The sequence below is a fragment of the Aeromicrobium senzhongii genome (assembly GCF_014334735.1).
Taxonomy (GTDB): domain Bacteria; phylum Actinomycetota; class Actinomycetes; order Propionibacteriales; family Nocardioidaceae; genus Aeromicrobium; species Aeromicrobium senzhongii.
Genome location: NZ_CP060587.1, coordinates 225,381 through 249,681, shown reverse-complemented (window position 1 = coordinate 249,681; position 24,301 = coordinate 225,381). Strand labels below are relative to the sequence as shown.

Here is a 24,301-nt window from a genome sequence, read left to right as displayed (position 1 = left end):
GTCAAGCGGGAGGGGGACGCGCAGGTGAACACCGAGGACGTCGGGCTCGACGAGAGCCTGCGGCAGTGCCGTCGCGAGCTCGCGACGGTCCGCGAGCAGTACGAGGCGCAGGCCGAGAAGATCGCCGCCACGGAGCACGCCGAGAATCAGGCCGTGGCGATCTCGCGCGCCCTCGACAAGCACCTCACCCGCGCCGAGTCCGTCGCCACCGGCCCCAAGGGCTGGCTCAAGCGACGCGTCCTGCCGAACGCCGCCACCCCACAAGAGCTGGCCGACGCCCGCGAGTTGCGCGCCTCGTCCCTCTTCGACGGCCCGTGGTACCTGCGCACGTATCCCGAGATCATCTCGACCGGCCTGAGCCCTGCACTGCACTACCTTCGCTTCGGTGTCGCCGAGGGCCGCGATCCGGGCCCGGAGTTCAGCACCAAGAACTACCTCGCCCGTCACCCCTTCGTGGTGCGCAGCAGGACGAACCCGCTCCTCAACCACCTCCGCACCCACCAGTGAGCGCCGAGGACCTGGCCGCGCTCGACGCGATGGGCGAGCGCGAGCGTCTCGCGGCGGAGATGGCGTTGGTCGAGCCCTACTTCGACGCCGACTACTACGTGGCCTCGCTGCCCGAGCTGCGTGAGCCCGTGACCGATCCGCTCGAGCACTTCTGCGAGACGGGCTGGCGGTTGCTGTTCGCGCCGAACCGCGACTTCGACATCTGGTGGTACTGGGCGTCCCACCTCGATCCGGCGGACGAGTCCGTCAACCCGCTGGTCCACTACGCACTCGTCGGCCGCGATCTGGGCCTGGCGACCAAGCCGCCGACGACGGCCCCGTCCGGCCCCGGGGCGGAGCTGCCCCACGACCGTCCCGTGCGCCGTGCCACCCTGTTCGCCGGCTTCGACGCCGAGGGCGTCGTCGACGAGGCCACGCTGATCCTGGTGCGTGAGCTGGCGCGCTTCAGCGACGTGTATTGCCTGTTCGACAGCTACCTGCCCGACAGCGAGCTGGCCAAGCTGCGCGAGGTCGCCACCGAGGCCTGGTCGGTCCGCCACGGCGCCTACGACTTCGGGTCGTACTCGATGCTCGCGCGCGACCTCGTCGGCTGGGACCGCCTGCAGGACTACGACGAGGTGCTGTTCGTCAACGACTCCTCGTACCTGCTGCGGCCGCTCGACGAAGTGTTCCGGCAGATGGACGCGGAGCGGTGCGACTGGTGGGGCCTGCAGGCCACGAAAGGTCTGGCCGCCACCAAGCACCTGCCGTCGAACCAGTTCACCGAGCCGATCCCCCTCGACGTCGTCCGCGACGAGATGCTGGCCCGGTACGAGGACGACCCCATCTACGACTTCCACCTGGCGTCGTACTTCTTGGTCTTCCGCCGGCCCGTCCTGGACGACCCGGTCTTCCGCCGGCTCGTCGACGGTGTCGTCCCCCAGCAGCGCAAGCGACTGATCATCCAGAAGTACGAGATCGGGCTGACCCGGTTGTTGATCGGGCGCGGCCACCGGTTCTCGACGTTCGTCCCCGCCCTGTACCCGTTCCATCCGGTTTACAGCTCGTGGGCCTTCGAGCTGATCGAACGCGGCTTCCCCTTCCTGAAGCGGTTCCTGCTCTACCAGAACCACTACGACGTCCCCGGCCTCGCGCACTGGAAGGACATCGTGCTGCGCCTGACCCCGGACGCGCCCGTGGAGGCTCTCGAGGCGAACCTGTGGCGCACCGGTGCCGCCGACCGGCTGGCGCGGAGCTTCGCGGTCGAGCGCGGTGCCGACGGCGAGGTGCACGTGCCCGACTGGGACATGACGCCGCGCCGATTCACCAAGCTCGACGCCGCCGCGTCCCGCGACATGCGCCAGTGGGCGTTCGTCGTCGACCGGGCGACCCACCTGCTGCCGGACAACAGCCGGGCGATCTTCGAGCACGTCGCCCACGACCCCTCCATCAAGAAGGTCATTCTGACCCGGTCGCGGCACGTGAGGCTCGCCGGCGAGAACGTCGAGGTCCACCCGGTCCTGAGCCCCGAGGGCCGACACGCGCTCATGCGCTCGGGCATCGTCCTGCTGGTCGAGCGCCCGATCCGGGCCGCCCAGGTCCGGGTCAGCACCGAGCGCCACCACGTGATCGCCGTCCGTCGTGGGCTGACCCTGCTGAAGTACAGCCGGACCGCGGCCTCGCCCCGGACACCCCCTGACCTGCAGCTCAGCCCGGAGGGCCCGCTGCAGATGCTGCACGAGGCTCCCACGCGGATCTTCGACGCCGTCCTGGCCTCCTCCGACGCCGACCAGCTTGCGGCCGTGGCGTCGAACTGGACCACCCGTTACGCCGACGCCTGGCGGACCGGGATCCCCGCGCACGACTTCCTGATCGGTGACGACCTCCCGGCCGACCTGCGCGAGCAGGAGGACCGGCTGCGCGAGGAACTGGCCGGACGGCGGCTCGTCCTGTTCTCGACGACCCTGCGTGGCACGGGCTCGAAGGCCGAGCCGTACCGCTTCAGCCCGGCGGAGGTCGACCGCATCGCGTCCGCCGTCGCATCAGCCGGGGCGGTTCTGGCCATCCGCGAGCCCATCACCGATCTGGAGCGCGCCTACACCCAAGCGTTCGGCGAGCACGCCCTCGACCTCTCAGAACTGCGATGGCCGAGCGTGCACGCCGTGCTACGGGCCACCGACGTGCTGCTGACCGACGTCGACGGTGCCGCCCTCGACTTCACGGTGACGGGCCGCCCCGTCATCAGCTTCGCGCACGACGCCGACGAGCTCTCCGACCGTTTGCTGTACGACCTCGACCACATGTTCCCCGGGCCGGTGTGCCGGGACACGTCGTCCCTCGTCGAGGCTCTCGAGCAGGCGTTGGACGACCCGACCACCACGCGGCAATACTCCCGGGTGCGCGACCTGCTGGTCGACCACCGCGACGGCCACAACACGCGCCGCGTCGTGGAGCGCCTGCTGGCCCTGACGCCGAAGGAGGTGCTCGCATGAGTCCTGAGCAGTTCCGGGCGGCGTGGTCGAGCTTCGTCGCGCAGTGGGACGCGACCCGGGCCACCGACGCCGCCGGGGCCCGCACCCTGGTGGATCGCGTGCTCGAGGAGGGCCTGACCTACCAGGACCCCGCCACGCCGGTGTCTCCCGACGTCGCCACCGCGTGCGAGATCGCCGTCATCAAGCGCGCCGACGCCCTCGACGTCGACTCCTACCGCCGCGTCCTCGCCGGACAGAAGGGTGTCGACCGTTCGCCCTACAAGCACTTCTGCACCACCGGATGGAGACGGCTGGTCAATCCGCGGTCCGACTTCGACCTGTGGTGGTACTGGAACGAGCACCTCGATCCCCGCCGCGACGACATCAACCCCCTCGTCCACCACCTGGTGCGGGGCCGTCACGACGGCCTGCCCACGCTGCCTCCCGAGGTGCAGCCGCGTCCGGCGACGACCTTCGCCGCCGGCACGCCCGTGCGCAGGGTCTGCCTCTTCGCCGCGTACGACGCCGACGGCATCGTCGACGACTATGTGGTCGACTACCTCACCGAGCTGTCGCGCCATGCCGACGTCTACTACCTGGCCGATTCCACGATGGCGGCGACCGAGCTGGCCAAGCTCTCGGAGGTGACGCTCGGGGCGTGGGCGATCAGGCACGGCGCCTACGACTTCGGCTCGTGGTCGATCCTCGCGCGCGACCTCGTCGGGTGGGACACGCTCGAGACGTACGACGAGTTGCTGTTGGCGAATGACAGTGCGTACCTCCTGCGGCCCCTCGACGAGGTCTTCGCCACCATGTCCGCCACCCGCGCCGACTGGTGGGGCCTGCACGCCACCCGGCGCGCCTACGCGCGCGACCTCGGCGACGACCGGCCGCTCCCGCTCGCCGAGGCCAAGCAACGGTGGCGCACCGTCAATGAGATCGACCCCATCGACCACCTCCACCTCAGCTCCTACTTCCTGGCCTTCCGGCAGCCGGTGATCAGGGACGCCGGATTCCGGCGACGCCTCGACTCCGTCGCGCGTGAGACGGTGAAGTCGGTCGTCATCGTCAAGTACGAGGTGGGGCTCAGCCGGTACCTGATGGCACAGGGGTTCGACTTCGAGACGTTCGTCGACGGGCTCTACCCGTACCTGCCCGTCTACACGACCGACTACTGGACTCTGCTCGACCACGGCTTCCCCCTGCTCAAGCGCAACCTGATCTCCGAGAACCCCCGCCGCATGCCCGACCTGGCGGCGTGGAAGGAACAGGTCGCCCAGCGGGTGCCGAACGCCCGGACCGACACGTTCGAGCGCAATCTGCTGCGCGTGAGCGCCGACGACCGGCTCGCCCGCAGCCTCGCTGTGAAGTCACGCCCTGACGGCACCGTGGACTACGACGACCCACTGTCGTGGCCGCGCTTCCGCCGTGAGGACGAGTGGACCCCGAAGTTCGACCACTGGTGGGCGTTCCCGGTGTGCGCCTACGACCACACGTTGGCCGGCAACGAGCGTGCGGTGTTCGAGGAGGTCCGCGACGACCCGTCGATCAAGAAGATCATCCTGACCCGCTCGCGGCGGGTCGAGCTGTCCGGCGAGAACGTCGTGACCGTCCCGCTGATGAGCCGCGCCGGCCAGGAGTACCTGCTGCGGGCCGGCCAGATCTTCGTCAAGCACGGGCCCAGGGTCAACGCGCACTGGCCGTTGTCACCGCTCAGGCACAACTTCGTCAACCTGTGGCACGGGATTCCGCTCAAGCGATTCGGCTCGGCGACGGCCACGATCTCGCCCGAGTTGGAGCGGGCGCTGCTGCGCAACAACGGCGGCTCGCGGGCCGTGATCGCCTCCAGCCGCATGGACATGCTGGCAATGACGACGGCGTTCTGGCCGCTGTCCTACACCGAGGTCTGGAACACCGGACTGCCGCGGAACGACTACATCACCTGTGACGAGTCGCGGCTGCCCGCGGACCTCCTCGAGACGGAGCAGCGGCTGCGTGCCGAGGTGGGCGATCGTCGCTTGGTCATGTTCCTGCCCACGTTCAAGGACGGGCAGGCCGACGCCTACTACCGGTTCACCCCCGAGGACCTCGAGACGCTCGGAGCCTGGCTGGAGCGTCATCACGCCGTCCTGGGCGTGCGCGAGCACATGGCCGACACGGCGCGCACGTACTGGCACCAACTCGCACCCTTGGGCGCGATCGACCTGTCGAGTCGGCGCTATCCCGACCTCGAGGTGCTCTACCGGGTGGCCTCGGGCCTGGTCAGCGACTATTCCAGCTGCCTGGTCGACTTCATGCTGACGGGCCGGCCGATGGCGAGTTTCGCCTACGACCTCGAGCACTACGCGAACGAGGAGCGTGGACTGTTCTACGACCTCGACCGCGTGCTGCCCGGCGCCGTGTGCCGCACCTTCGACGAACTGGCCACGGCTCTCGACGGGTTCTTCGAGGAGCCCGACCCCGCCACGGCCGACGAGTACGCCTGGCGCCGTCGGATCTTCCACGACCACCTCGATGCGGGGTCGGCCGCGCGGGTCGTCGAGAAGGTCCGGTCCCTGTACCTGCCGGACGACGCGTAGTCGTGACCGGCGGGTGTTGCGCCGGGGAGTCCTGCTCCCCGGCGCAACACCGGCTCAGTCGATCTCGCGCTTGAGGATCTTGCCCGTCGCCGTCATCGGCAGCTCGTCGCGGAACTCCACGATGCGCGGGTACTTGTACTGGGCGAACTGACCCTTGGCCCACTCGCGCAGCTCGGCCTCGGTCGTCTGGTCGTCGGGGTTCTTGACCACGACCGCCTTGATCTCCTCGCCGTGCGACTCGTGCGGGACGCCGATGACGGCGACCAGCGAGACCGCCGGGTGCGTCATCAGCACCTCCTCGAGCTCGCGCGGGTACACGTTGTAGCCGCCGCGGATGATCATGTCCTTGCTGCGGTCGACGATGTAGAAGTAGCCGTCGTCGTCCATGCGGGCCAGGTCGCCGGTGCGGAACCACTCGCCCTGGATCGCCTCGGCGGTGGCCGCGGGCCGGTTGTAGTAGCCCTTCATGATGCCGTGACCCTTGATGGCGATCTCGCCGATGGCCTCGGGGTCGTGCGGCAGGTCACTCCAGTCGTCGTTGATGAGCTTCATCTCGACGCCCTCGACCGGACGACCGATCGAGCCGACGCGGACGGGCTCGCCGCGCACGCCGAACGAGGCGACCGGCGACGTCTCGGAGAGGCCGTAGCCCTCCTGGATGACGATGCCGAACTTCTCCTCGAACTGACGATGGATGTCGGCCGGCAGGGCCGCGCCGCCGGAGGCCGCCACGCGCATGTTCTTGGCGATCGCCTCGACGTCGACGCCGCCGTCGGACGCCGCCAGCGCCTGCAGCAGGCCCCAGTACATCGTGGGCACGCCGGCGAAGAAGGTGATCTTCTCCTTGAGCAGCAGCGACAACGCGGCCTCGGGCTCGAAGCGCGGCAGGTAGACGATCGTGCCGCCGTACAGGACGGCGCTGTTCTGGATCACCGTCTGGCCGAAGATGTGGAACAGCGGCAGCACGGCCAGGTAGGTGTCCGGGTCGTCCTCGGTCGCGCCGAAGAGCGAGACGCCCAGCTTGGCGTTGGCCAGCAGGTTGCGGTGCATGAGCTCGGCGCCCTTGGGCTGGCCCGTGGTGCCGGACGTGTAGAGGATCACCGCGGTGTCGTCGTCGTCGCGCTCGACCGTGGTGAACTGCGGCGACTGCGCGGCCACGAGCGGGCCGTAGTACTCCGGCGGCTCCATCGGCTCGGGCGCGGCGGAGTCGAGCTTGATGAGGAAGAAGTCCTTGCAGCCCTCGACCTCGTTGAACCCGGCCCAGGCGCGGTCGCCGATCGGCAGGTCGGGCGTGCCCTCGAAGGCGAAGAAGGCCACCGCGTCGGAGTCGTCCAGGTGGTAGGCGACCTCACGCTCGGACAGCAGCACGTTCAGCGGCACGACGGACGCGCCGGCCTTGAGGATGCCGAAGTAGACGATCGTGAAGTACGGGACGTTCGGGATCGACATCGCGACCTTGTCGCCGGGCTTGATCCCGCGGGCCACGAGCAGGTTGGCCACCTGGTTCGCGGCGCCGTTGAGCTGCGCGTAGTTCAACCGGGTGTCGCCGAAGACGATCGCGGTGCGCTCGGGGTACTTGGCGGTCGTGTCGTCGAGGATGGCGGCGAGGTTGGTCACGGTGCCTTCTTTCCGGTGTGTGGCCTTCGTTACATCAGAACTGTAACGAAGGAAGCCTCCGGACGGGGCGCGAGGCCCCGGGTCACCAGGTGAGGCCGGTGAGCCGCTCGTAGGCCTCGATGTACCGGTCGCGCGTGCGCTCGACGATCTCGTCCGGCAGCCGCGGCGGAGGCGTGTCGGAGGCACGGTCCCAGCCCGACTCGGGCGACGTCAGCCAGTCGCGGACGAACTGCTTGTCGTAGCTCGGCTGGGCCTGTCCAGGCTGGTACCGGTCGGCCGGCCAGAACCGGGACGAGTCGGGGGTCAGCACCTCGTCGGCGAGCACGATCGTGCCGTCGGGACGGGCTCCGAACTCGAGCTTGGTGTCGGCCAGGATGATCCCGCGCTCGCGGGCGATCTCCTCGGCACGGCCGTAGACCGCCAGCGTGAGGTCGCGCAGCCGCTCGGCCATCGGGGCGCCCACGGTCTCGACGACCGCCTCGAAGGAGACGTTCTCGTCGTGCTCGCCCAGCTCGGCCTTCGTCGCGGGGGTGAAGATGGGGGTGTCGAGGCGCGAGCCGTCGACGAGTCCGTCCGGCAGCGGGATGCCGCACACGGCGCCGGTCTCGCGGTAGTCGGCCAGACCCGAACCGGTCAGGTAGCCGCGGGCGACGCACTCGACGGGGAACATGTCGAGCCGCTCGACGATCAGGGCACGGCCGGCGACCTCGGCCGGCACGTCGGTGCTGATCACGTGGTGCGGCACCAGATCGGCCAGCTGGTCGAACCACCACAGGCTCATCCGGGTGAGGATCTCGCCCTTGTCGGGGATCCCCGGCTCGAGGATGAAGTCGTAGGCACTGACCCGGTCGGACGCGACCATCAACAGGGCATCGCCGTACGTGTACAGGTCGCGGACCTTGCCCGAGTGCAGGTGGGTGGCTCCGGGGATCTCCAGCGGCATGGGAACAGGCTAGTGGGCCCCCTCCCCCGTCGTATCCGTGGCAGGCTGTGCCGGTGCCATCGACGAGGACCATGACCGCGACGCTGCTGACGGCGGCCCTCGTGGTCTACAGCGCCCAGGGAATGCTCGTGCCGGTCCTCGCGCCGGTGACCCGGGTCGTCGGCCTGGGCGAGGTCGACCTCGGTGCCGTGATGACGCTCTCGGCCGCGATGCTCGTGCTGACCGGTCCGTGGTGGGGCCGCCAGGTCGACCGCCACGGGGTCCACTCCGTGCTCGTGCGCGGCCTCGTCCTGGCCACGCTCGGCGCCGTGGGCTTCGCCGTGATGGTCCAGATCGCCGCGCACGAGGAGCTGCCGCGCTGGCTGGTGCTGTCGGTCTTCGCGCTGACCCGCGGCGTGCTCTACGGCCTGGGCTTCGCGGCGGTCCCGGTCGCGGGACTGACCTACCTCGCCTCGGCCAGTCAAGGTGCGATCGCCCGGACCAAGGCGATGGGCGCCTTCGGGGCGATGCAGGGCATCTCGCTGGTCGTCGGACCCGCGCTCGGCGGCCTGCTGGCGATCGGCGGCCTGCTGCTGCCCGTGCACGTGGCACCGGTGCTGGTCGCGGCCACCCTCGTCGCCGTCTGGCTGCTCCCCCGTCCCGAGCGCCAGGAGCGCCCGCACGGCGAGCGGCTCGGCTGGCGCGACCCGCGGGTGCTGCCGTACCTGGTCGCCGGCGCGTCGCTCTTCCTCGGTCTGGCTCTCGTCGAGATCATCATGGGCTTCCTGGTCCAGGACCGGCTGGGCCTGTCGAACTCGGCCACGGCCCAGGTCGTCGCCCTCGCCGGCGTGCTCATCGGCATCGGCTTCGCCCTGACCCAGGCCTTCCTCGCGCCGCGGATCCCCGGCGGGCCGCGCGGACTGCTGGTCGCGGGAAGCCTGGTCGCCGCCGCGGGCTACGGCGGGGCGATCTTCGCCCCGAACCTCGCGACCCTGCTGCCGTCGATGGTGGTCGTCGCGGTGGGACTGGGCCTGGCGCTCCCGGGCTACAACGCCGGCGCCACGCTGGCCGTGGAGCCGTCGGAGCATGCCGCGGTCGCCGGACAGCTCGCCGCCACCGTCGGCATGACCTACGTCGGCGGCCCGATCCTGGGCGCCGGGCTCTACGCGCTGCATCCGCTCGCGCCGATCATCGGCGCGGCGCTGCTCTCGGTCGCGGCGGCGATCCTGGCCGCCACACGGGTGACGCGCACCGCCTGAAGGTGACACCCTGAGCCATGGGCATCGTTCACCCGACCTCCGAGCTGACCCCGAGCAAGGCCGACCTCCTGGCAGCCTGGCTGCCCACGCAGTCCTGGTGGCCGCACGACGCCGAGGTGCGCCCCTTCCGGGCGAACTTCCGCCTCGACGACCCGACCGGCGAGGTGGGCATCGAGACATTCCTGCTGCCGGTCCCCGGCGGTGTCGCGCAGGTCCCGGTGACCTACCGCTCGGCACCCCTCGACGGCGGCGTCCTCGTCGGCGAGCTCGAGCACTCGGTCCTGGGCCACCGCTGGGTCTACGACGGACCGAGCGACCCGGTCTACGTCGCCGAGACGACAGCCGTGATCCGGCACGCAGGGACCGAGGTCGACCTCGTGGACAGTGACGGCCACACGCTGCCGCGGCGCCCGACGACGGCCGCCGTGCGCGGATCCGGCGACGGCTCCGGCGAGCTCCACGTCGTCCGACTCGTGCCGGGGACGGTGCCGGCCGACGCCACGGGCACGCTGAGCGCCACGTGGACCGGGCAGCCCGAGCCGGCCGTCCTGGCCTGGTTGGCGCGCGTGGACTGAGCCTCGGGGCTCAGCGGTCGTCGTCGACGCCGTCGCGCTGCTGCTGCTGCTCGAGGCGCAGGAGGGCGACCTCCTCGGCCAGGGTGCGCGTGCGCTCCTCGAGCCGGCCCACCTCGAAGCTGTGCTGCACGTTCATCAGCAACAGGATGAACAGCGCGCCGAAGAACAGCAGGTTCGACGGCAGCTCGACGCCGACCAGCTCGGACAGCCTCGTCAGCGCCACCGGGAAGAGCGACAGCAGCAGTCCGCCCAGTCCGATCGCGACCCACAGGACCGCATACTTCTCGCGCAGGTGGCGGCGACGCAGCAGCTCGAAAACGAACGCGAGCGTGACGATCGCCCCGACCAGACCCAGCACGTACGGGGCCATCAGACGAGCTCCTTCGGTTGGGTCTCGAGCGTGGCGGGCCACCGGCGCACGAGCGCCAGGCCGAGGGCCACGATCGCACGCGCCAGGTAGATCACGGCGCGCAACGGTGTCTGGCTGGCGGTGCCGCCGGCCCGCGGACGCATCGCGACCGGCACCTGCCGGATCGTGCACCCGCTGCGGGCGGCGATGACGAGCGACTCGACGGTGTCGCCGAGGTACTCCGCCGGGTAGTGCGCGGCGAACACCTCGAGGGCGCGCCGGTTGACCACGCGGAAGCCGCTCGTGGCGTCGGTGAGCTTCGTCCCCGCGATCCGGCTGAGCGCGCCGGCGAGGAGTCGCATCGCCAGACCGCGCATCACGCCCACGCGGTACTCGCCCGCTCCGGCGAACCGGGCGCCGATCACGACGTCGGCGTCGTCCAGCGCCGCGACGAGGTCCGGCAGGTACGCGGGGTCGTGCTGACCGTCGGCATCGAGCTGGGCGACCACGTCGTACCCGTGCCGCAGGCCGTAGCGGTAACCGGTGCGCATGGCGCCGCCCACGCCGAGGTTGTAGGGCAGCTGGCACACGGTCGCGCCCGTCGCGCGAGCCACCTCCGCCGTGCGGTCACCCGAGCCGTCGTCGACCACGAGCAGGTCCACGTCGGGCTGGCTCTCACGCAACTCGGCGATCGTCCGGGCGATGGACTCCTGCTCGTTCCACGCGGGAACCACCACGAGCACACGGCGATGCTTCATCCAATCGCTGGGCATGCACGGCAGTCTAGGACAATGGACTACAGCGACGGACCTTCCGGCGAACCGCCCACGGCGGGACTGGAGTACGCCCAGCGGCTCCAGCGTCTCTCCACCCGGGGGTGGAAGCGGATGCTCGACGTCCAGGCCCCCTACCGGTGGAACCTGCGCCGCCGCCTGGACGGGCGCATCCTCGACGTCGGTTGCGGCACGGGCCGCAATCTGGCCCACCTCTCCGCCGAGTCGGTCGGGGTCGACCACAACCCGCACTCCATCGGCGTGTGCCGCGATCGTGGGCTCACCGCGTTCACCGTCGAGGAGTTCTTCGCCGACGAGGACGCCCACGCCCCGGCCTCGTACGACGGGCTGCTGGCCGCCCACCTGATCGAGCACCTGCCCGCCGAGGACGCGACCGAGATCCTCGCGTCGTACCTCCCGGCGATCAAGCCCGGCGGCACGATCATGTTCATCACGCCGCAGGAGCGCGGCTACGCCTCGGACAGCACCCACGTGGCGTTCACCGACTTCGACGCGTTGCGCCAGATCGCGGACGACCTCGGCCTGCGCGAGACCCAGCGGTACTCGTTCCCGTTCCCGCGCGTGGTCGGACGCGTCTTCACCCACAACGAGTTCAACTTCCTCGCGGAGAACCCTCGGTGACCCAGGAGCCCCTCGACATCCTCGTCCCCTTCTGGGGCGAGCCGGCGCTGCTGCGCGAGACCGTCGCGAGCGTGCTGGCCCAGACCGACGACAACTGGCACCTGACGGTCGTGGACGACGACTACCCCGACCCGTCGGTGGCGCAGTACTTCGCCGACCTCGCCGATCCCCGCATCACGTACCTGCGCAACGAGCAGAACCTCGGCGTCACGGGCAACTTCCGCCGCTGCCTGGAGCTCGCCTCGCGCGAGCACGTCGTGTTCCTCGGCTGCGACGACCGCCTGCTGCCCCAGTTCGTCGAGGTCGTCGCCCGCGCCCGCCGCGAGGTGCCCGAGGCGACGATCATCGAGGTCGGCGTCCAGGTGATCGATCAGCACGGGGAACCGGTGTCGACCCTGGCCGACACCGTGAAGCAGCGCCTGTTCATGCCACGGAGCGCCGGTCGCCAGCTGCTGTCGGGCGAGGAGCTGGCCGCCAGCCTGTTGCGGGCGAACTGGCTCTACTGGCCCTCGTTGGTGTTCCGCCGCGACACCTTGGCGGGGAAGGACTTCCGCGACGACCTTCCGCTGATCCAGGACCTCGGCCTGATCCGCGAGCTCATCACCGACGGTGCCGTGCTGCTGCTCGAGCCCGAGGTGGCGTTCGAGTACCGCCGGCACCTCGAGAGCGCCTCGGTCGCCGGCCTGTACGACGGCACCCGGTTCGCCGGCGAGCGGATGTTCTTCGCCGAGTCGGCCGAGGTGATGGCCGCCCACGGCTGGCCGCGCGCCGCCCGGGCCGCGCGCTGGCACCTGACCTCGCGCCTGCACGCGCTCACCCTGGTGCCCGCGGCGCTGCGCCAGCGTGACTGGGCGGCGGTGCGCGGGCTGCTGCGGCACGCCGTGCGCTGACGGCTCAGGACCGTGGTGTCACCCCGGCACATCGCATGTCCCCGACCGTGACGAGCGGCTCGCCGACCGCCCGGCGCAACCTGGTGCGGGCGCGCCACAGGTCCTCCGGCACGCAGGCGACGGTGACGTCGAGGGTCGCCAACGACTCGCGCACGGTGCCCGCCGAAGGCAGCTCGCCACCGTCCACGAGGGACAGCAGATGGACCCGGGCGTGCCAGTCGTGCTCGGTTTTGGGGAGGCTCATCAGGTAGAAGTCCCGCGGGGCGACCACGTGGGTGTCGCCGCGGGAGATCGCCAGGATCTCCATCTCCTTCGGCGGCAGCAACCACGTCCCGCGGGGCGGGTCGAGCGCCTCGAGCGCCCGCACGTTTTCCAGGGCCTCGGGCGAGACCTTCCACGCCGGCCGCGGCGTGAGTTGGGCGTCTTCCGGCTGCCAGAGCCACGTGCCGCCCAGCACGGGGACGAGGGTGACGGCGACCACGAGCGCGGCGCCGCCGGGCTCGGGGACCGGCAGGGTCACGAGCAGGCCGACGGCGATCCACAGCGGCAGGGCGATCGCCAGCCGCCATGCCACGGGACCGGCCCCGGTGGCGGCGTGGGCCAACTGGAACACGCCGGGCAGGAAGCACACCATGGTGGCGAGCGCCCCACAGCCGAGCAGGACGCCGGCGGGACCGGGCGCCGTCCTCGGCAGCAGCACCAGCGCCAGGACGGCCAGTGCCGCCAGGGCGAAGGTGGCGCCCATCGCGATGTTGAACGCGACCGGCGCCGCCATGACGGTGGTGTCGTCGGTGGTGCCCACGGTGATCGGGGCGAGTGCCTGGACGAGCCCGTTGACCACCGGCGCCGCCGCGAACGCGACCGCACCGATCGCGAGCGATCGGGACCGCAGCACGAGCGCCGCCAGGACGGCAGCGGCCGCCACGACCGGCGCCAGCAGCGCCGACGTCGTGGACAGGCCGACGAAGGCGACGCCCGCGGCGGCGAGCAGGATCACGTCCACCGTGCGCATCCTGCGCGCGAGACGCGAGAGCCACCACCACACGAGGGGGACGAGGACCGCGTACGCGAGTGCCTTGCCCTGCCAGATGCGGCCCAGCGAGTAGTTGCCCACGATCGTGTCGGCGCTCGCCAGCAGGAAGACGATCGCGACGAGGAACGCCGGCAGCGCCCGGCGCGCGGCCCAGCCGCGGACCAGCCGCCACGACGTCCAGCCGATCAGGACGGCTGCCGCCGGGGCCATCACGAGGTAGGAGAAGGTGGCGGCCTGGACGCCGATCGCGTGGGCGAGGGCGCCTTGGAGCGCCTCGATCGAGGGCGTGGGCAGACCTCCTCCGTACGTGGACTCCCACTCCCCCGAGCTGAACATCGTGTCGCGCAGCGTGGGGGTGCCGTGCGTGGCCACCCAGGTCGCGCGGTTCACGTAGTAGACGTCGTCCGCGTCGGGCCGGACCAGGAAGAGCGTCAGTACGCCGAGGCCGAGGCTGACCGCGAGCGCCACGAGGTGGGCACCCATCGGGACGTCTGGCTCCGCAGGGGCATCGTCCACCGGGTCGGGCTCGCGAGCGCCGAGCCACGGGACCAACTGCAGGACGAGCGCTGCACCGGCGGCCACCGCGAGCGGCCACACCAGGTCGTGATCGCGCAACAGCAGCAGGGCGAGCGTGGCCACCAGCACCACGGCGAGCAGGACGAGGCCTCCGACAGGACGCCGGGCCTCCGACGACCAGACGCGCGGCTGGTCCGTCCGCACCGCGCGCAGACCGCCCACCACGACGAGACCGGCGGTCAGCACGACCCAGGGCCACGCGGCCGGGAGCAGCGACCACTGCGTCTTCAGCGCGATCAGGTAGAACAGCGTCCACGCCGCGAAGGACAGGACGGTGCCCTCGAGGGCACCGTCCAGGAACCGGGGCCAGGCGCGCCAGCGGATCACAAAATGTCGCCCGGACTGTAGGCGGCCGCCTCCGGGTGGCGCTTGAGGACGGCCCCGACCTGACCGACCACGGCGGCGACCTGCGACACCGCGGCGCCGGTGAAGGCCAGCGGCTCGGCGACGAGCCGGCGCAGGTCGTCGGCCGTCAGGCCCAGTCGCTCGTCGGCGGCGAGCCGATCGAGCAGGTCGTTCTCGGCCGTGCCCTTCTCGCGCATCTCGAGGGCCACGCCGACCGCGTGCTCCTTGATGGCCTCGTGGGCCGTCTCGCGGCCGACGCCGTGACGGACGGCGGCCATGAGCACCTTGGTCGTGGCCAGGAACGGCAGGTACCGGTCCAGCTCGCGCTGGATCACCGCGGGAAAGACGCCGAACTCGTCGAGGACCGTCAGGAAGGTCTCGAACAGGCCGTCGGCGGCGTAGAAGGCGTCGGGCAGCGCGACCCGGCGCACGACCGAGCACGAGACGTCGCCCTCGTTCCACTGGTCGCCGGACAGCTCGCCCACCATCGAGGCGTAGCCGCGCAGCACGACCGCGAGGCCGTTGACCCGCTCGCACGAGCGCGTGTTCATCTTGTGCGGCATGGCCGAGGAGCCCACCTGGCCGGGCTTGAAGCCTTCGGTGACCAGTTCGTTGCCGGCCATGAGGCGGATCGTCAGGGCCAGGCTCGACGGGGCGGCGATCAGCTGCACCAAGGAGCTGACGGCGTCGAAGTCCAGCGACCGGGGGTAGACCTGGCCGACGCTGGTGAAGGTGCGCTCGAAGCCCAGGTGCGCCGCGACGCGCTGCTCCAGGTCGGCCAGCTTGGACTCGTCGCCACCGAGCAGGTCGAGCATGTCCTGGCCCGTGCCCACCGGGCCCTTGATCCCGCGCAGCGGGTAACGGGCGATCAGCTGCTCGACGCGCTCGATCCCGATGAGCAGCTCGTCGGCGGTCGTGGCGAAGCGCTTGCCCAGCGTCGTGGCCTGCGCGGCGACGTTGTGGCTGCGGCCGGCCATCACGAGCTCGGCGTGCTCGGCGGCCAGCCGGCCCAGTCGCGCCAGGGCGGCGACCGCGCGGTCGCGCACCAACATGAGCGAGGCGCGCACCTGCAGCTGCTCGACGTTCTCGGTCAGATCGCGCGAGGTCATGCCCTTGTGGATGTGCTCGCTGCCCGCGAGGGCCGCGAACTCCTCGATGCGGGCCTTCACGTCGTGGCGGGTGATCCGCTCGCGGGCCGCGATCGAGTCCAGGTCGACCTGGTCGACGACCGCCTCGTGGGCCTCGATCACGCCGTCCGGCGTCTCGATGCCGAGGTCGCGCTGCGCCTTGAGCACGGCGATCCAGAGTTGACGCTCGAGGACGATCTTGTGTTCGGGCGACCAGATCCGAGCCAGCTCGGCGGACGCGTAACGGGAGGCCAGGACGTTCGGGGTGGTCACGCGCCCCATTGTCGCAGGACCGGCGGCCGACGCGGGAGCATGCTCGACCCGCGAACCGTCAGGCGGCTCCGTACGGATCGAGGACCACGCGTCCGTCGTCGTCGAGGACGTGACCCTGGCGCTTGACACTGCGCACGACCGTCGCGCGGTTGCGGACCCGCCAGCCCGGAATGTTGGCCGCGGCCCTCGTCTCGAGGTCGTAGACCGCGTCCAGCGAGGCGAACCGCGCCACCAGGGCGAGGTTCGCGGGACCGATCACCGCCGCGCAGCGCAGCACGGGCCTCTCGGCGCCGATGACCCGGCCGGCGGCGTGGGGGTCGTCGGTGCAGACCTCGAGCAGCACGGCGCGACCCGCACCACCCGCCGACGCCACGACATCGCACCCCAGCCGCAGGGCACCGGAGCTGAGGACGCGCTCGAGCAGTCGGCGAGCGGTCGGCTCGGGCTTGTCGAGGCGACGGCCGATGTCGGCCACGCTCATGCGGGGGTCCTCCCGCAGGATCTGCGTGACCTTCTCGAGCGTCTCGGCGTCCGGCGGCGTCGCCGGGCCCGTCCGCGGTCGTGCCAGGCCGCTCCTCTGCTCCTCGGTCAGGACGTCGAGCTGCCACTGGCCGTCCTCACGGTGCACCTCGGCGAGGAAGTACATCCGCGTGCGGACGATGTCCGGATCGGACGCCACGAGCTCCTCCACCGTCTGGCGCATCGTCGCGATCCCGCGACCGATGAGGACGACCGCGAGGTCGTCGTCGCCGGCCAGCAGGTCGACGGCGTAGACCTCGGGCACGGCCGCGATCCGCTCACCCACCCGGGCCTCGGCGCCGGGGCGGCAGCGCAGCTTCAGCAGGACACCGTCACGATCGGGCGCCAACTGCTCCGCGCTGGGCCGGACCACGAACCAGGCGAGGCGCTCCTCGACGAGCCGGTCCCACCGCCGTGCCGCGGTGGCGGGATCGACGCCGAGCGTGCGCGCGATCGCGCTCCACGGGGCGCGAGGCGCCACCTGGAGGGCGTGGACGAGCGCGAGATCGATGTCCGGGAGCTCCGGCAGGCACTGCGCCGATCCATACATGCGTCGGAGAATAGCGGCCCGGCGGGCCGAGTCCATGGATCGACCGAGGGGCGGGAGCGTCAGCGGGGGACGGACGCCGCGATGTCGGTGCGGTGGTGGGCGCCCCGGATCGAGATGAGGTCCACCCCCGCGTAGGCACGCCGACGCGCCTCGTCCAGGTCCGCTCCGACGCCCGTGACCGACAGGACCCGGCCGCCCGCCGTCACGAGGTTGCCGTCCTCGTCCATCTTCGTGCCGGCGTGGATCACGTCGACGCCCTCCAGCGCGTCCGCCTTCTCGACGCCCTCGATCCGGTCGCCCGTGACGGGGGCCTCGGGGTAGCCCTCCGCAGCGATGACGACCGTCACCGCGGCACCGTCGTGCCACTGCGGCAGGCCGACCTCGCCGAGCGTCCCGGTCGCCGCGCCGTGCAGCAGCGCCGCGAGCGAGGTCTTCAGCAGCGGGAGCAGCGCCTGGGTCTCGGGGTCGCCGAAGCGCGCGTTGAACTCGACCACCCGGGTGCCTCGGCCGGTGAGGGCCAGTCCCGCGTAGAGCAGTCCCTGGAAGGGCGTGCCGCGCGCGGCCATCTCCTGGACCGTCGGCACGAGCACGCGCCGCGACACCTCGGCGACGAGACCCTCGGGCGCCCAGTCCAGCGGCGTGTAGGCGCCCATGCCGCCGGTGTTCGGGCCCTCGTCACCGTCACGGGCGCGCTTGAAGTCCTGGGCGGGCTGCAGCGGCAGCACCGTCGAGCCGTCGGTGATCGCGAACAGCGAGACCTCGGGGCCGTCGAGGTACTCCTCGATCACGACGCGGTCGCACGAGACGCCGTGGTCCAGGGCGACCTGACGGTCCTCGGTGACGACGACACCCTTGCCGGCCGCCAGGGCGTCGTCCTTCACGACGTAGGGCGCCCCGAACGCGTCGAGCGCGTCCGCGACCTCGTCGGGCGTCTCGCACACGCGCGCGAGGGCGGTGGGGACGTCCGCCGCCGCCATGACCTGCTTGGCGAACGCCTTCGAGCCCTCGAGCTGGGCGGCCTCGGCGCTGGGGCCGAAGCAGGCGATGCCGGCCTCGCGGACGGCGTCGGCGACACCGGCCACCAGGGGCGCCTCGGGACCGACGACGACGAGATCCGCACCGATCCGCGAGGCGAGGTCGGCGACCGCCGCACCGTCGAGCGGATCGACGGGATGCAGCGAGGCGACTGCGGCCATGCCGGGGTTGCCGGGCGCCGCGTGCACCTCGGTGACCTGGGGGTCGCGGGACAGGGCCAGGGCCAGGGCGTGCTCACGGCCGCCGGTGCCGATGACGAGAACCTTCACGCGCCGAGCCTAGCGAGCGGCGTCCGTCTCCTGTCCATCCGCGGCCGCACTCTGGCGCGCGATCACGGCGAGAGCGCTCCACGGCTGCGGCTCGTCGACCCCGGTCAGGAAGGACCCCCACGTCAGCGGGACGTCCTGCGGGAGGCTCAGCTCGTCGAACGCGCGGCTCCAGCCGGCCAACAGGCGGGAGTCGTACCGGCCCGACGCCAGCAGGAAGGACGTGATGGCCGAGATGGTGGCGCGACGGCTGTCGTCCGTGTCGCGCAAGAGCTCGGCCAGGTCGGCGCCGAAGGCCTCCGCGTCGAACCCGGGCCACGAGACCGCCGCGTACAGGCCGTCGCGGAGCAGGTCGGGCAGGCGGTCCCAGCCGGCCACGTCCTCGCGGGACGGCTCCGACACCGTGGTGGCCAGCGCCATCACGACGCCCCGTGCCCCCACCCCGGCGAAGAACTCGGCCATGACCTCGGGGCGTGTGCGCTGGCGCTCCAGGACGCGCAGCACCCGCGTCAGCTCGGCGGAGTCCTGACGGCTCGGTTGCTCGGTCGCGAGCGATTCGGTCATCGGCGGCTCGTCCCTTTCGTCCCGCTGCGGTGCGTCCGGGGACGCGTGGAGATCGGTCATGCGTCCTCAGTCCCAGAAGCTGATGGTGTCCCAGGCCTTCGAGGCCGTCTCACTGATCTCGTCCCAGTGGTCGACCACCTCGGCGCCGGCCCACACCAGGCCGCTGCCGACGGCCAGGGCGCCCGTCACCGGGTTGGGCGCGACGAGGAAGGCGGTCGTCGAGGCGCTGAAGGCCGTCTCGGCCACGTCGGCGACGTACCCCGCGCCCTCGCGCTCGAAGGCGTCGATCGGGTTGCCCTGCTGGACGAGATTCGCCACGCCGGCGCCCGTGCTGACGACACCACCGACGATGCCCAGGCCGCGCAGGGCGCCCAGGCCGCTGGTCCGGAAGCTCGACGGGCTGCCCCATCCCGCGTTGCGCAGGGGCGACCCGGGCGTGTTCACCCACTTCGGCGGCTTGAGCAGGCTCGCGGGCGGTGCGAGGTGGCGCGGGCCGTTCAGCATCCAGCGCGCCCAGTCGCCCGCCCGCCCGGACTGCTGCGCGAGCTTCGTGAGCATCGTGCGGCCCACGAGACCGGTCTGGAAGACCGGCGCGACGCCGCGCGACATCTTCGTCATCTTGCCCAGAGCCGTGGCCAGGGAGATCAGGGGGAAGTCGTCGTCGTTGCCGAAGATGTTGCCGAACTCAGCGCCCAGGTACTCGCCGAGCATGTCGTTGAGTTGCTCCTGGATGCCGGCGAGCGACATCGACACCTTGCCCTCGCCCGACGCGTCGAGCAGCACCGCCACGTCGGCCAGTCCGTAGAGCATCGTGGCCTGCTCCTCGAGCCACGTCGCCTTGTTCTCGATGCCGTCGAGGCTGGGCAGCGCGACGGGGCTGGCGCTGCGCGCCGACGCCGCGTTGGTGCGGATCTTCTGGGCGAGCTCCTCGGCGCGCGTGGCGGCGGTGGTGAGCAGTTCGTAGTCGAGTTCGACGGTCATGGGGGGCGTGCGTTCCTCTCCCGAGCGGAGGACGGTGGGATGGGCGGAGAGAGTCAGTCGTCGGAGGCGGCGGTGCGGCCCGTGACGACGTCGCCGAGCGCCGCGAGGACGGCCTCCAGGTCGAGCGGCACGAGCGTGACGTCGACCGGCTCGGCGCCCTCGCGCGGCGGGTGGTCGACCCGGTACCAGCCCTGGCCGCCCGCGTCGACGATCGTGACGCCTGCGTCGATGCCGCGCTGCGCCCAGTTGCCGTTGGCGCGCCACGCCAGCCGCCAGTTCTCGATGATCGCGTCGAGGGCCGCGTCGCCGGTGGGCTCGACACCGCGCGCCGAGACGGCGGCGTCGAGCACGGTCGTGTCGGTGGTGACGACCTGGCGGTCGCCGGCGACCTCGCGATGGAAGATCCCCAGCCACTGACGCAACTGGTCGCGCAGCAGGCCGAACTCGGTGGCCGTCACGACGACCGCCCCCTCGGCGTCCGGCGCACTGGTGGTGGCGCGCCCGTCCGGCAGCCAGCCGATGAACATCGGCGACAGGGTCGATCCGTCGAAGCGCTCGACGACCACGGACCGCGCCGGAGCCACGGCGACCTCGACCAGGCCGGCGGCCGTGGGGTTGAGGCCGGCAGACCCGACGAGTCCTGCCTGGCGCAGCCGGGCGGGCACGTCGCCGGGCGCGGTCGTGCCCGCGTGCACCTCCGCGAGCAGCAGCAGGTCGTCGTAGCCGACCGTCAGTTGCAGGAAGGTCTCGTCGAGGTGAGGCACAGCAGCTCCAGTCTTGGCGGTGTCGTCGTTCACGGGGGTCACCACGGGGTGACCTTGTCCCAGGCCTTCGAGGCCTTCTTGCTGATGGCGGACGTCTTCTCGGTGATGTCGTCCCAATTGTCCACGACCTCGGCACCGGCCCAGACCAGTCCGCTGCCCACGGCGGCTGCGCCGGTGACCGGGTTCGGAGCGACGAGGAACGCGGTGCCCGAGGCGGCGAAGGCCGTCTCGGCGACGTCGGCGACGTATCCGGCCCCCTCGCGCTTGAACGCCTTGTCGGGGCGGCCCTGCTGGTAGAGGTTGTGCGCGCCGTTGGCGGTGCTCAGCGCGCCTCCGGCGACACCGAGGACACGGAATGCCGCGAGCCCGCCCTTGCCCGCCTTCGCCAACGGGTCCGCCCAGCCACCGGTGGGCAGCATCTTTCCCTGGCCCGCCCACGCCGGTATCGCTCCCCCGAGGGCCTTCGGCAGTGCTTGCCGCTTGCCGCCGCCCTTGAGCATCCAATCGGCCCACTGTGCGCTGCGCCCACCCTGCTCCAGCATGCGGTTGAGCAGCAGCCGGCCGGTTCGCGTGGTCTGGAAGACCGGGGCCACCCCTTGACTGGTCCCCCTCATCGCGTCGATGCCCAGGGCGACCTCGATCCACGGGAAGTCCGTGTTGTCGCCGAGCCCGTAGTTGTCGTTGAACCTGGCCGTGAGGTACGAGCCCAGCACCTCCTCGAGGACGGCGCCGACCTCTTCGAGCGGCAGGTCGACCTGTCCGGACTCGTCGAGCAGGAGGGCCGTGTCGGCCAGGCCGCTCAGGACCTTGACCTGTTCCTCGAGCCAGTCGGCCTTCTTCTCGATGCCGTCGAGGCTGGCCAGGTGGACCGGGCTCGCCTGCCGTGCCGCGGCGGCGTTCGTGCGGATCCGGGACGCCAGCGCCTCGGCGCGCGTGGCGGCCAGGGTGAGCTTCTCGTAGTCGAGCTCGACGGTCATCGGTGCGTCTCCCTCATCGCGAACCAGAAGGCCACGTGCTCGGGGCGCGTGCCAGGCGCCACCCACGGCGGAACGACGCCATACTGGCCCGGCAGCGTGTAGTGCCACGTGAAGTCGTCCCACGGAGCGCCCCACCGACGCGTGGACACCAAGGTCCCGGAATCGTCCTTCAAGGTGAGGAAGGTGGGCAACCCGCGGAGGGTGAGACGCATCCCCGGCAGGACGAACGACGGGTCGCCACTGATCTGCTGGCGGGCCCGCCGGAAGAACAGGCCCATCGGACCGCCCGGCTCGTTCGTGACGACGGCGACCTGCCTCCCGTCGAGCTCGACGGGCACCCCGTCGAGGAAGCGGCTCGCGAAGCGCTGCTTCTCCTGCTCAGCCTTCGACCGCCGGTCGGTGAGGTCCAACGCCACGGTGGAATTCCCGACGGTCGCCTCGACCGAGTTCACCCGGACCACCACGTGCACCGGTCCCCACCAGCTCCGGCTGAATCGGCTCCACTCGTACCGGACTCTGTCGCTCAACGTCGTCTCCCCCAGGCGCTCATCGGCAGGTCTCCCCGTCGCAAGCCACCGAGGGGCGTGACCCCGAGTCACCCGCGATGGGACCACACCCTAGCGACACTCCACCAGCTGGCGCAGGCGCATCAGACCGCGAGGGCCTCCTTGACCGCGAGCCACAGGGCGATGTGCTCGGGCCGGGCCTCACGGGCCACCTTCGGGGGGACGAGGTCGTGCTCGCGCACGATCGACCACTCGGTCACGGCCATGTTCAGCGGCGAGGCCCACCGCCGGGAGGCGACGAGGTTCCCCGCGCCGCTGCGCAGGGTCAGCAGGAACGGCAGCCCGCGATGGGTGAACGCCAGGCCCGGCAGCACGAACCGGTCGTCACCGGTCACCGCGAGCTGCTGCCGTCGCGCCACACCGGTGCGACCGCCGGACGAGGTCGTGACGGTCGCGACCTGCTCACCGTTCCACGTGACGGGAACACCGGCGGCGAAGACGCTGCGGTACGGGTCGGCCTGCCGCTCGGCGGCGGGACGACGGTCGGTCAGATCGATGATGACGACGACGTCGCCGAGCTGGACCTCGATCGAGTCCCGGCGCCTCACCAGGCGGGCCGGCCCCCACCGGGACCACCGGTGGGCACGCCACTCGTACCGGACGTCGTTCACCACGTCTCCCCCCATGACGGCGCCGGACCTCAGAGCAGGTCGTGCAGGACGATCGTCTGCTCGCGGCCCGGGCCGACACCGACGGTGCTGATCCGGGCGCCGCTGATCGCCTCGACGGCCCGGACGTACGCCTGGGCGTTCGCCGGCAGGTCCGAGAACTCGCGAGCGCCGCTGATGTCCTCGGTCCAACCGGGGAAGTACTCGTAGATCGGCTTCGCGTGGTGGAAGCCGGTCTGCGTCATCGGCATCTCGTCGACCCGCTCGCCGTCGACGTCGTACGCCACGCAGACCGGGATCTGCTCCCAGCCCGTCAGGACGTCGAGCTTGGTCAGGACGAAGTCGGTGACACCGTTGATCCGGGCCGCGTACCGGGCGACGGGCGCGTCGTACCAGCCGCAGCGCCGCGGGCGGCCGGTCGTGGTGCCGAACTCGCCGCCGTTGATCCGCAGGCGCTCGCCGTCCTCGTCGAACAGCTCGGTGGGGAACGGGCCCTCACCGACGCGCGTGGCGTAGGCCTTGACGATGCCGATGACGCGGGTGACGCGGGTCGGCGGGATGCCCGAACCGGTGCAGGCGCCGCCGGTCGTGGCCGAGGAGCTCGTCACGAACGGGTAGGTGCCGTGGTCGACGTCGAGCAAGGTGGCCTGGCCGGCTTCCAGCAGGACGGTCTTGTCGGCCTTCAGCGCCTCCTCGAGCACGAGCGTCGTGTCGGCGACCATCGGGCGGAGCCGGTCGACGTGGCTGAGCAGCGACTCGACGATCTCGTCGGCGGAGACCGCGCGCCGGTTGTAGATCTTGGTGAGGATCTGGTTCTTGAGGTCCAGGGCGCCCTCGACCTTCGCGCGCAGGATCTTCTCGTCGAAGAGGTCCTGGATGCGGATGCCGAGCCGGTTCATCTTGTCGGCGTAGGTCGGGCCGATGCCGCGACCGGTGGTGCCGATCCGGCGGCTGCCCAGGAAGCGCTCGTTGACCTTGTCCAGCGTGCGGTTGTAGTCGGCGATGATGTGCGCGTTGGCGCTGACCAGCAGGCGCGAGGTGTCGATCCCCCGCTCGTTCAGTCCGTCGATCTCCTGGAACAGCACGTCGAGGTCGATCACGACGCCGTTGCCGATGACCGGGACGCAACCGGGCGAGAGGATGCCGCTGGGCAGCAGGTGCAGGGCGTACTTCTCGTCGCCGATGACCACCGTGTGACCGGCGTTGTTGCCGCCGTTGAACTTCACGACGTAGTCCACGCGACTGCCCAGAAGGTCGGTCGCCTTGCCCTTGCCCTCGTCACCCCACTGGGCTCCGACGATCACGACTGCGGGCATGCGTTGCCACCCCTCCATCAGACGGAAAGCCCCGTGAGAGGGGCTCGTGCCCGCCAATCCTACCGAGGACGCCGCCCGCGGGCGATGAGTGTGGGGCCGGACGGGCCTTCTGCGCTCAAATATCAGGCATCTGCACCATTTCTAACGTAGTGACCGACGTCACGCCGAAGTGCAGTAGCCTCCGTGCAACGACTCATGTAACCGTGAGTTGCAAACCCCCGGCCCCATCCCGGCGGCA

Annotated in this window: 22 protein-coding genes; 7 read left to right on the top strand and 15 right to left on the bottom strand. The window is 71.2% G+C overall.

The genetic code is table 11. The features are described from left to right. Positions 1 to 24: 24 nt before the first annotated feature. The 3 genes from H9L21_RS15405 to H9L21_RS01235 are packed head-to-tail and all read left to right on the top strand — an operon-like array spanning position 25 to position 5,536. The gene (locus H9L21_RS15405; protein WP_230081299.1) at positions 25 to 507 is read left to right on the top strand and encodes a hypothetical protein; all 483 of its coding nucleotides are present in this window, start codon (positions 25 to 27) and stop codon (positions 505 to 507) included. Next, positions 504 to 2,978, top strand: coding sequence for a CDP-glycerol glycerophosphotransferase family protein (locus H9L21_RS01240; protein ID WP_154596015.1), 2,475 nt, complete (start codon positions 504 to 506; stop codon positions 2,976 to 2,978). The genes H9L21_RS15405 and H9L21_RS01240 overlap by 4 nt, the downstream gene beginning before the upstream one ends. After that, a complete protein-coding gene (locus H9L21_RS01235; protein ID WP_154596016.1) occupies positions 2,975 to 5,536 on the top strand; it encodes a CDP-glycerol glycerophosphotransferase family protein in 2,562 nt (853 codons plus the stop codon). The genes H9L21_RS01240 and H9L21_RS01235 overlap by 4 nt, the downstream gene beginning before the upstream one ends. Before the next feature lie 54 nt (positions 5,537 to 5,590). Here the strand turns inward: H9L21_RS01235 and H9L21_RS01230 are convergent, their stop codons facing one another. Further along, on the bottom strand, positions 5,591 to 7,153 hold the full coding sequence (locus tag H9L21_RS01230) for a long-chain-fatty-acid--CoA ligase (protein ID WP_187411681.1): 1,563 nt from the start codon (positions 7,151 to 7,153) through the stop codon (positions 5,591 to 5,593). Between the two features lie 82 nt (positions 7,154 to 7,235). Beyond that, positions 7,236 to 8,096: a phosphoribosylaminoimidazolesuccinocarboxamide synthase gene (locus H9L21_RS01225; RefSeq protein WP_154596017.1), complete on the bottom strand. Its 861-nt coding sequence runs from the start codon at positions 8,094 to 8,096 to the stop codon at positions 7,236 to 7,238. A 71-nt stretch (positions 8,097 to 8,167) separates the two neighbouring features. On the opposite strand from H9L21_RS01225, the gene H9L21_RS01220 reads away from it, so the two are divergent. Together H9L21_RS01220 and H9L21_RS01215 are read left to right on the top strand one after the other, a co-directional pair. Further along, a complete protein-coding gene (locus H9L21_RS01220) occupies positions 8,168 to 9,334 on the top strand; it encodes an MFS transporter (protein WP_154596018.1) in 1,167 nt (388 codons plus the stop codon). A gap of 17 nt (positions 9,335 to 9,351) precedes the next feature. Then, positions 9,352 to 9,909 carry a maltokinase N-terminal cap-like domain-containing protein gene (locus H9L21_RS01215; protein WP_154596019.1) on the top strand — a complete coding sequence of 186 codons (558 nt, stop codon included), beginning with the start codon at positions 9,352 to 9,354 and terminating at the stop codon, positions 9,907 to 9,909. Between the two features lie 10 nt (positions 9,910 to 9,919). Here H9L21_RS01215 and H9L21_RS01210 read toward each other — a convergent pair whose 3' ends face one another. Then, a complete protein-coding gene (locus H9L21_RS01210) occupies positions 9,920 to 10,279 on the bottom strand; it encodes a DUF2304 domain-containing protein (protein ID WP_230081300.1) in 360 nt (119 codons plus the stop codon). Further along, entirely contained in the window at positions 10,279 to 11,031 is a 753-nt protein-coding gene (locus tag H9L21_RS01205; protein ID WP_230081301.1) for a glycosyltransferase family 2 protein, read from the bottom strand. The genes H9L21_RS01210 and H9L21_RS01205 overlap by 1 nt, the downstream gene beginning before the upstream one ends. Positions 11,032 to 11,049: 18 nt before the next feature. On the opposite strand from H9L21_RS01205, the gene H9L21_RS01200 reads away from it, so the two are divergent. Continuing rightward, positions 11,050 to 11,673: a class I SAM-dependent methyltransferase gene (locus tag H9L21_RS01200; RefSeq protein WP_154596020.1), complete on the top strand. Its 624-nt coding sequence runs from the start codon at positions 11,050 to 11,052 to the stop codon at positions 11,671 to 11,673. After that, a complete protein-coding gene (locus H9L21_RS01195; protein WP_187411680.1) occupies positions 11,670 to 12,563 on the top strand; it encodes a glycosyltransferase family 2 protein in 894 nt (297 codons plus the stop codon). Before H9L21_RS01200 ends, H9L21_RS01195 begins: the two co-directional genes overlap by 4 nt. 4 nt (positions 12,564 to 12,567) lie before the next feature. Here H9L21_RS01195 and H9L21_RS01190 read toward each other — a convergent pair whose 3' ends face one another. From H9L21_RS01190 to H9L21_RS01140, 11 genes are all read right to left on the bottom strand, one after another. Further along, positions 12,568 to 14,499, bottom strand: coding sequence for a DUF6077 domain-containing protein (locus H9L21_RS01190; RefSeq protein WP_154596021.1), 1,932 nt, complete (start codon positions 14,497 to 14,499; stop codon positions 12,568 to 12,570). After that, positions 14,496 to 15,926: an adenylosuccinate lyase gene (purB, locus tag H9L21_RS01185; protein WP_154596022.1), complete on the bottom strand. Its 1,431-nt coding sequence runs from the start codon at positions 15,924 to 15,926 to the stop codon at positions 14,496 to 14,498. Before purB ends, H9L21_RS01190 begins: the two co-directional genes overlap by 4 nt. A 49-nt stretch (positions 15,927 to 15,975) precedes the next feature. Beyond that, positions 15,976 to 16,986, bottom strand: a complete 1,011-nt coding sequence (locus tag H9L21_RS01180) for an Lrp/AsnC family transcriptional regulator (RefSeq protein ID WP_187411679.1) — start codon at positions 16,984 to 16,986, stop codon at positions 15,976 to 15,978. A gap of 59 nt (positions 16,987 to 17,045) precedes the next feature. Continuing rightward, positions 17,046 to 18,290: a phosphoribosylamine--glycine ligase gene (gene purD / locus H9L21_RS01175; protein WP_187411678.1), complete on the bottom strand. Its 1,245-nt coding sequence runs from the start codon at positions 18,288 to 18,290 to the stop codon at positions 17,046 to 17,048. A gap of 9 nt (positions 18,291 to 18,299) precedes the next feature. Further along, positions 18,300 to 18,851 carry a hypothetical protein gene (locus H9L21_RS01170; protein WP_154596024.1) on the bottom strand — a complete coding sequence of 184 codons (552 nt, stop codon included), beginning with the start codon at positions 18,849 to 18,851 and terminating at the stop codon, positions 18,300 to 18,302. A gap of 66 nt (positions 18,852 to 18,917) precedes the next feature. Continuing rightward, entirely contained in the window at positions 18,918 to 19,832 is a 915-nt protein-coding gene (locus H9L21_RS01165) for a hypothetical protein (protein ID WP_154596025.1), read from the bottom strand. Positions 19,833 to 19,885: 53 nt separating this feature from the next. Continuing rightward, positions 19,886 to 20,641 (bottom strand): hypothetical protein, encoded by a 756-nt coding sequence (locus tag H9L21_RS01160; protein ID WP_154596026.1) that lies wholly within the window; start codon positions 20,639 to 20,641, stop codon positions 19,886 to 19,888. Next, on the bottom strand, positions 20,635 to 21,573 hold the full coding sequence (locus tag H9L21_RS01155; protein ID WP_154596027.1) for a hypothetical protein: 939 nt from the start codon (positions 21,571 to 21,573) through the stop codon (positions 20,635 to 20,637). The genes H9L21_RS01160 and H9L21_RS01155 overlap by 7 nt, the downstream gene beginning before the upstream one ends. After that, the gene (locus H9L21_RS01150; RefSeq protein ID WP_154596028.1) at positions 21,570 to 22,100 is read right to left on the bottom strand and encodes a hypothetical protein; all 531 of its coding nucleotides are present in this window, start codon (positions 22,098 to 22,100) and stop codon (positions 21,570 to 21,572) included. The genes H9L21_RS01155 and H9L21_RS01150 overlap by 4 nt, the downstream gene beginning before the upstream one ends. 122 nt (positions 22,101 to 22,222) lie before the next feature. Beyond that, positions 22,223 to 22,750 (bottom strand): hypothetical protein, encoded by a 528-nt coding sequence (locus tag H9L21_RS01145; RefSeq protein WP_154596029.1) that lies wholly within the window; start codon positions 22,748 to 22,750, stop codon positions 22,223 to 22,225. A gap of 29 nt (positions 22,751 to 22,779) precedes the next feature. Next, positions 22,780 to 24,063 (bottom strand): adenylosuccinate synthase, encoded by a 1,284-nt coding sequence (locus tag H9L21_RS01140; protein ID WP_154596030.1) that lies wholly within the window; start codon positions 24,061 to 24,063, stop codon positions 22,780 to 22,782. Between the last annotated feature and the right edge of the window lie 238 nt (positions 24,064 to 24,301).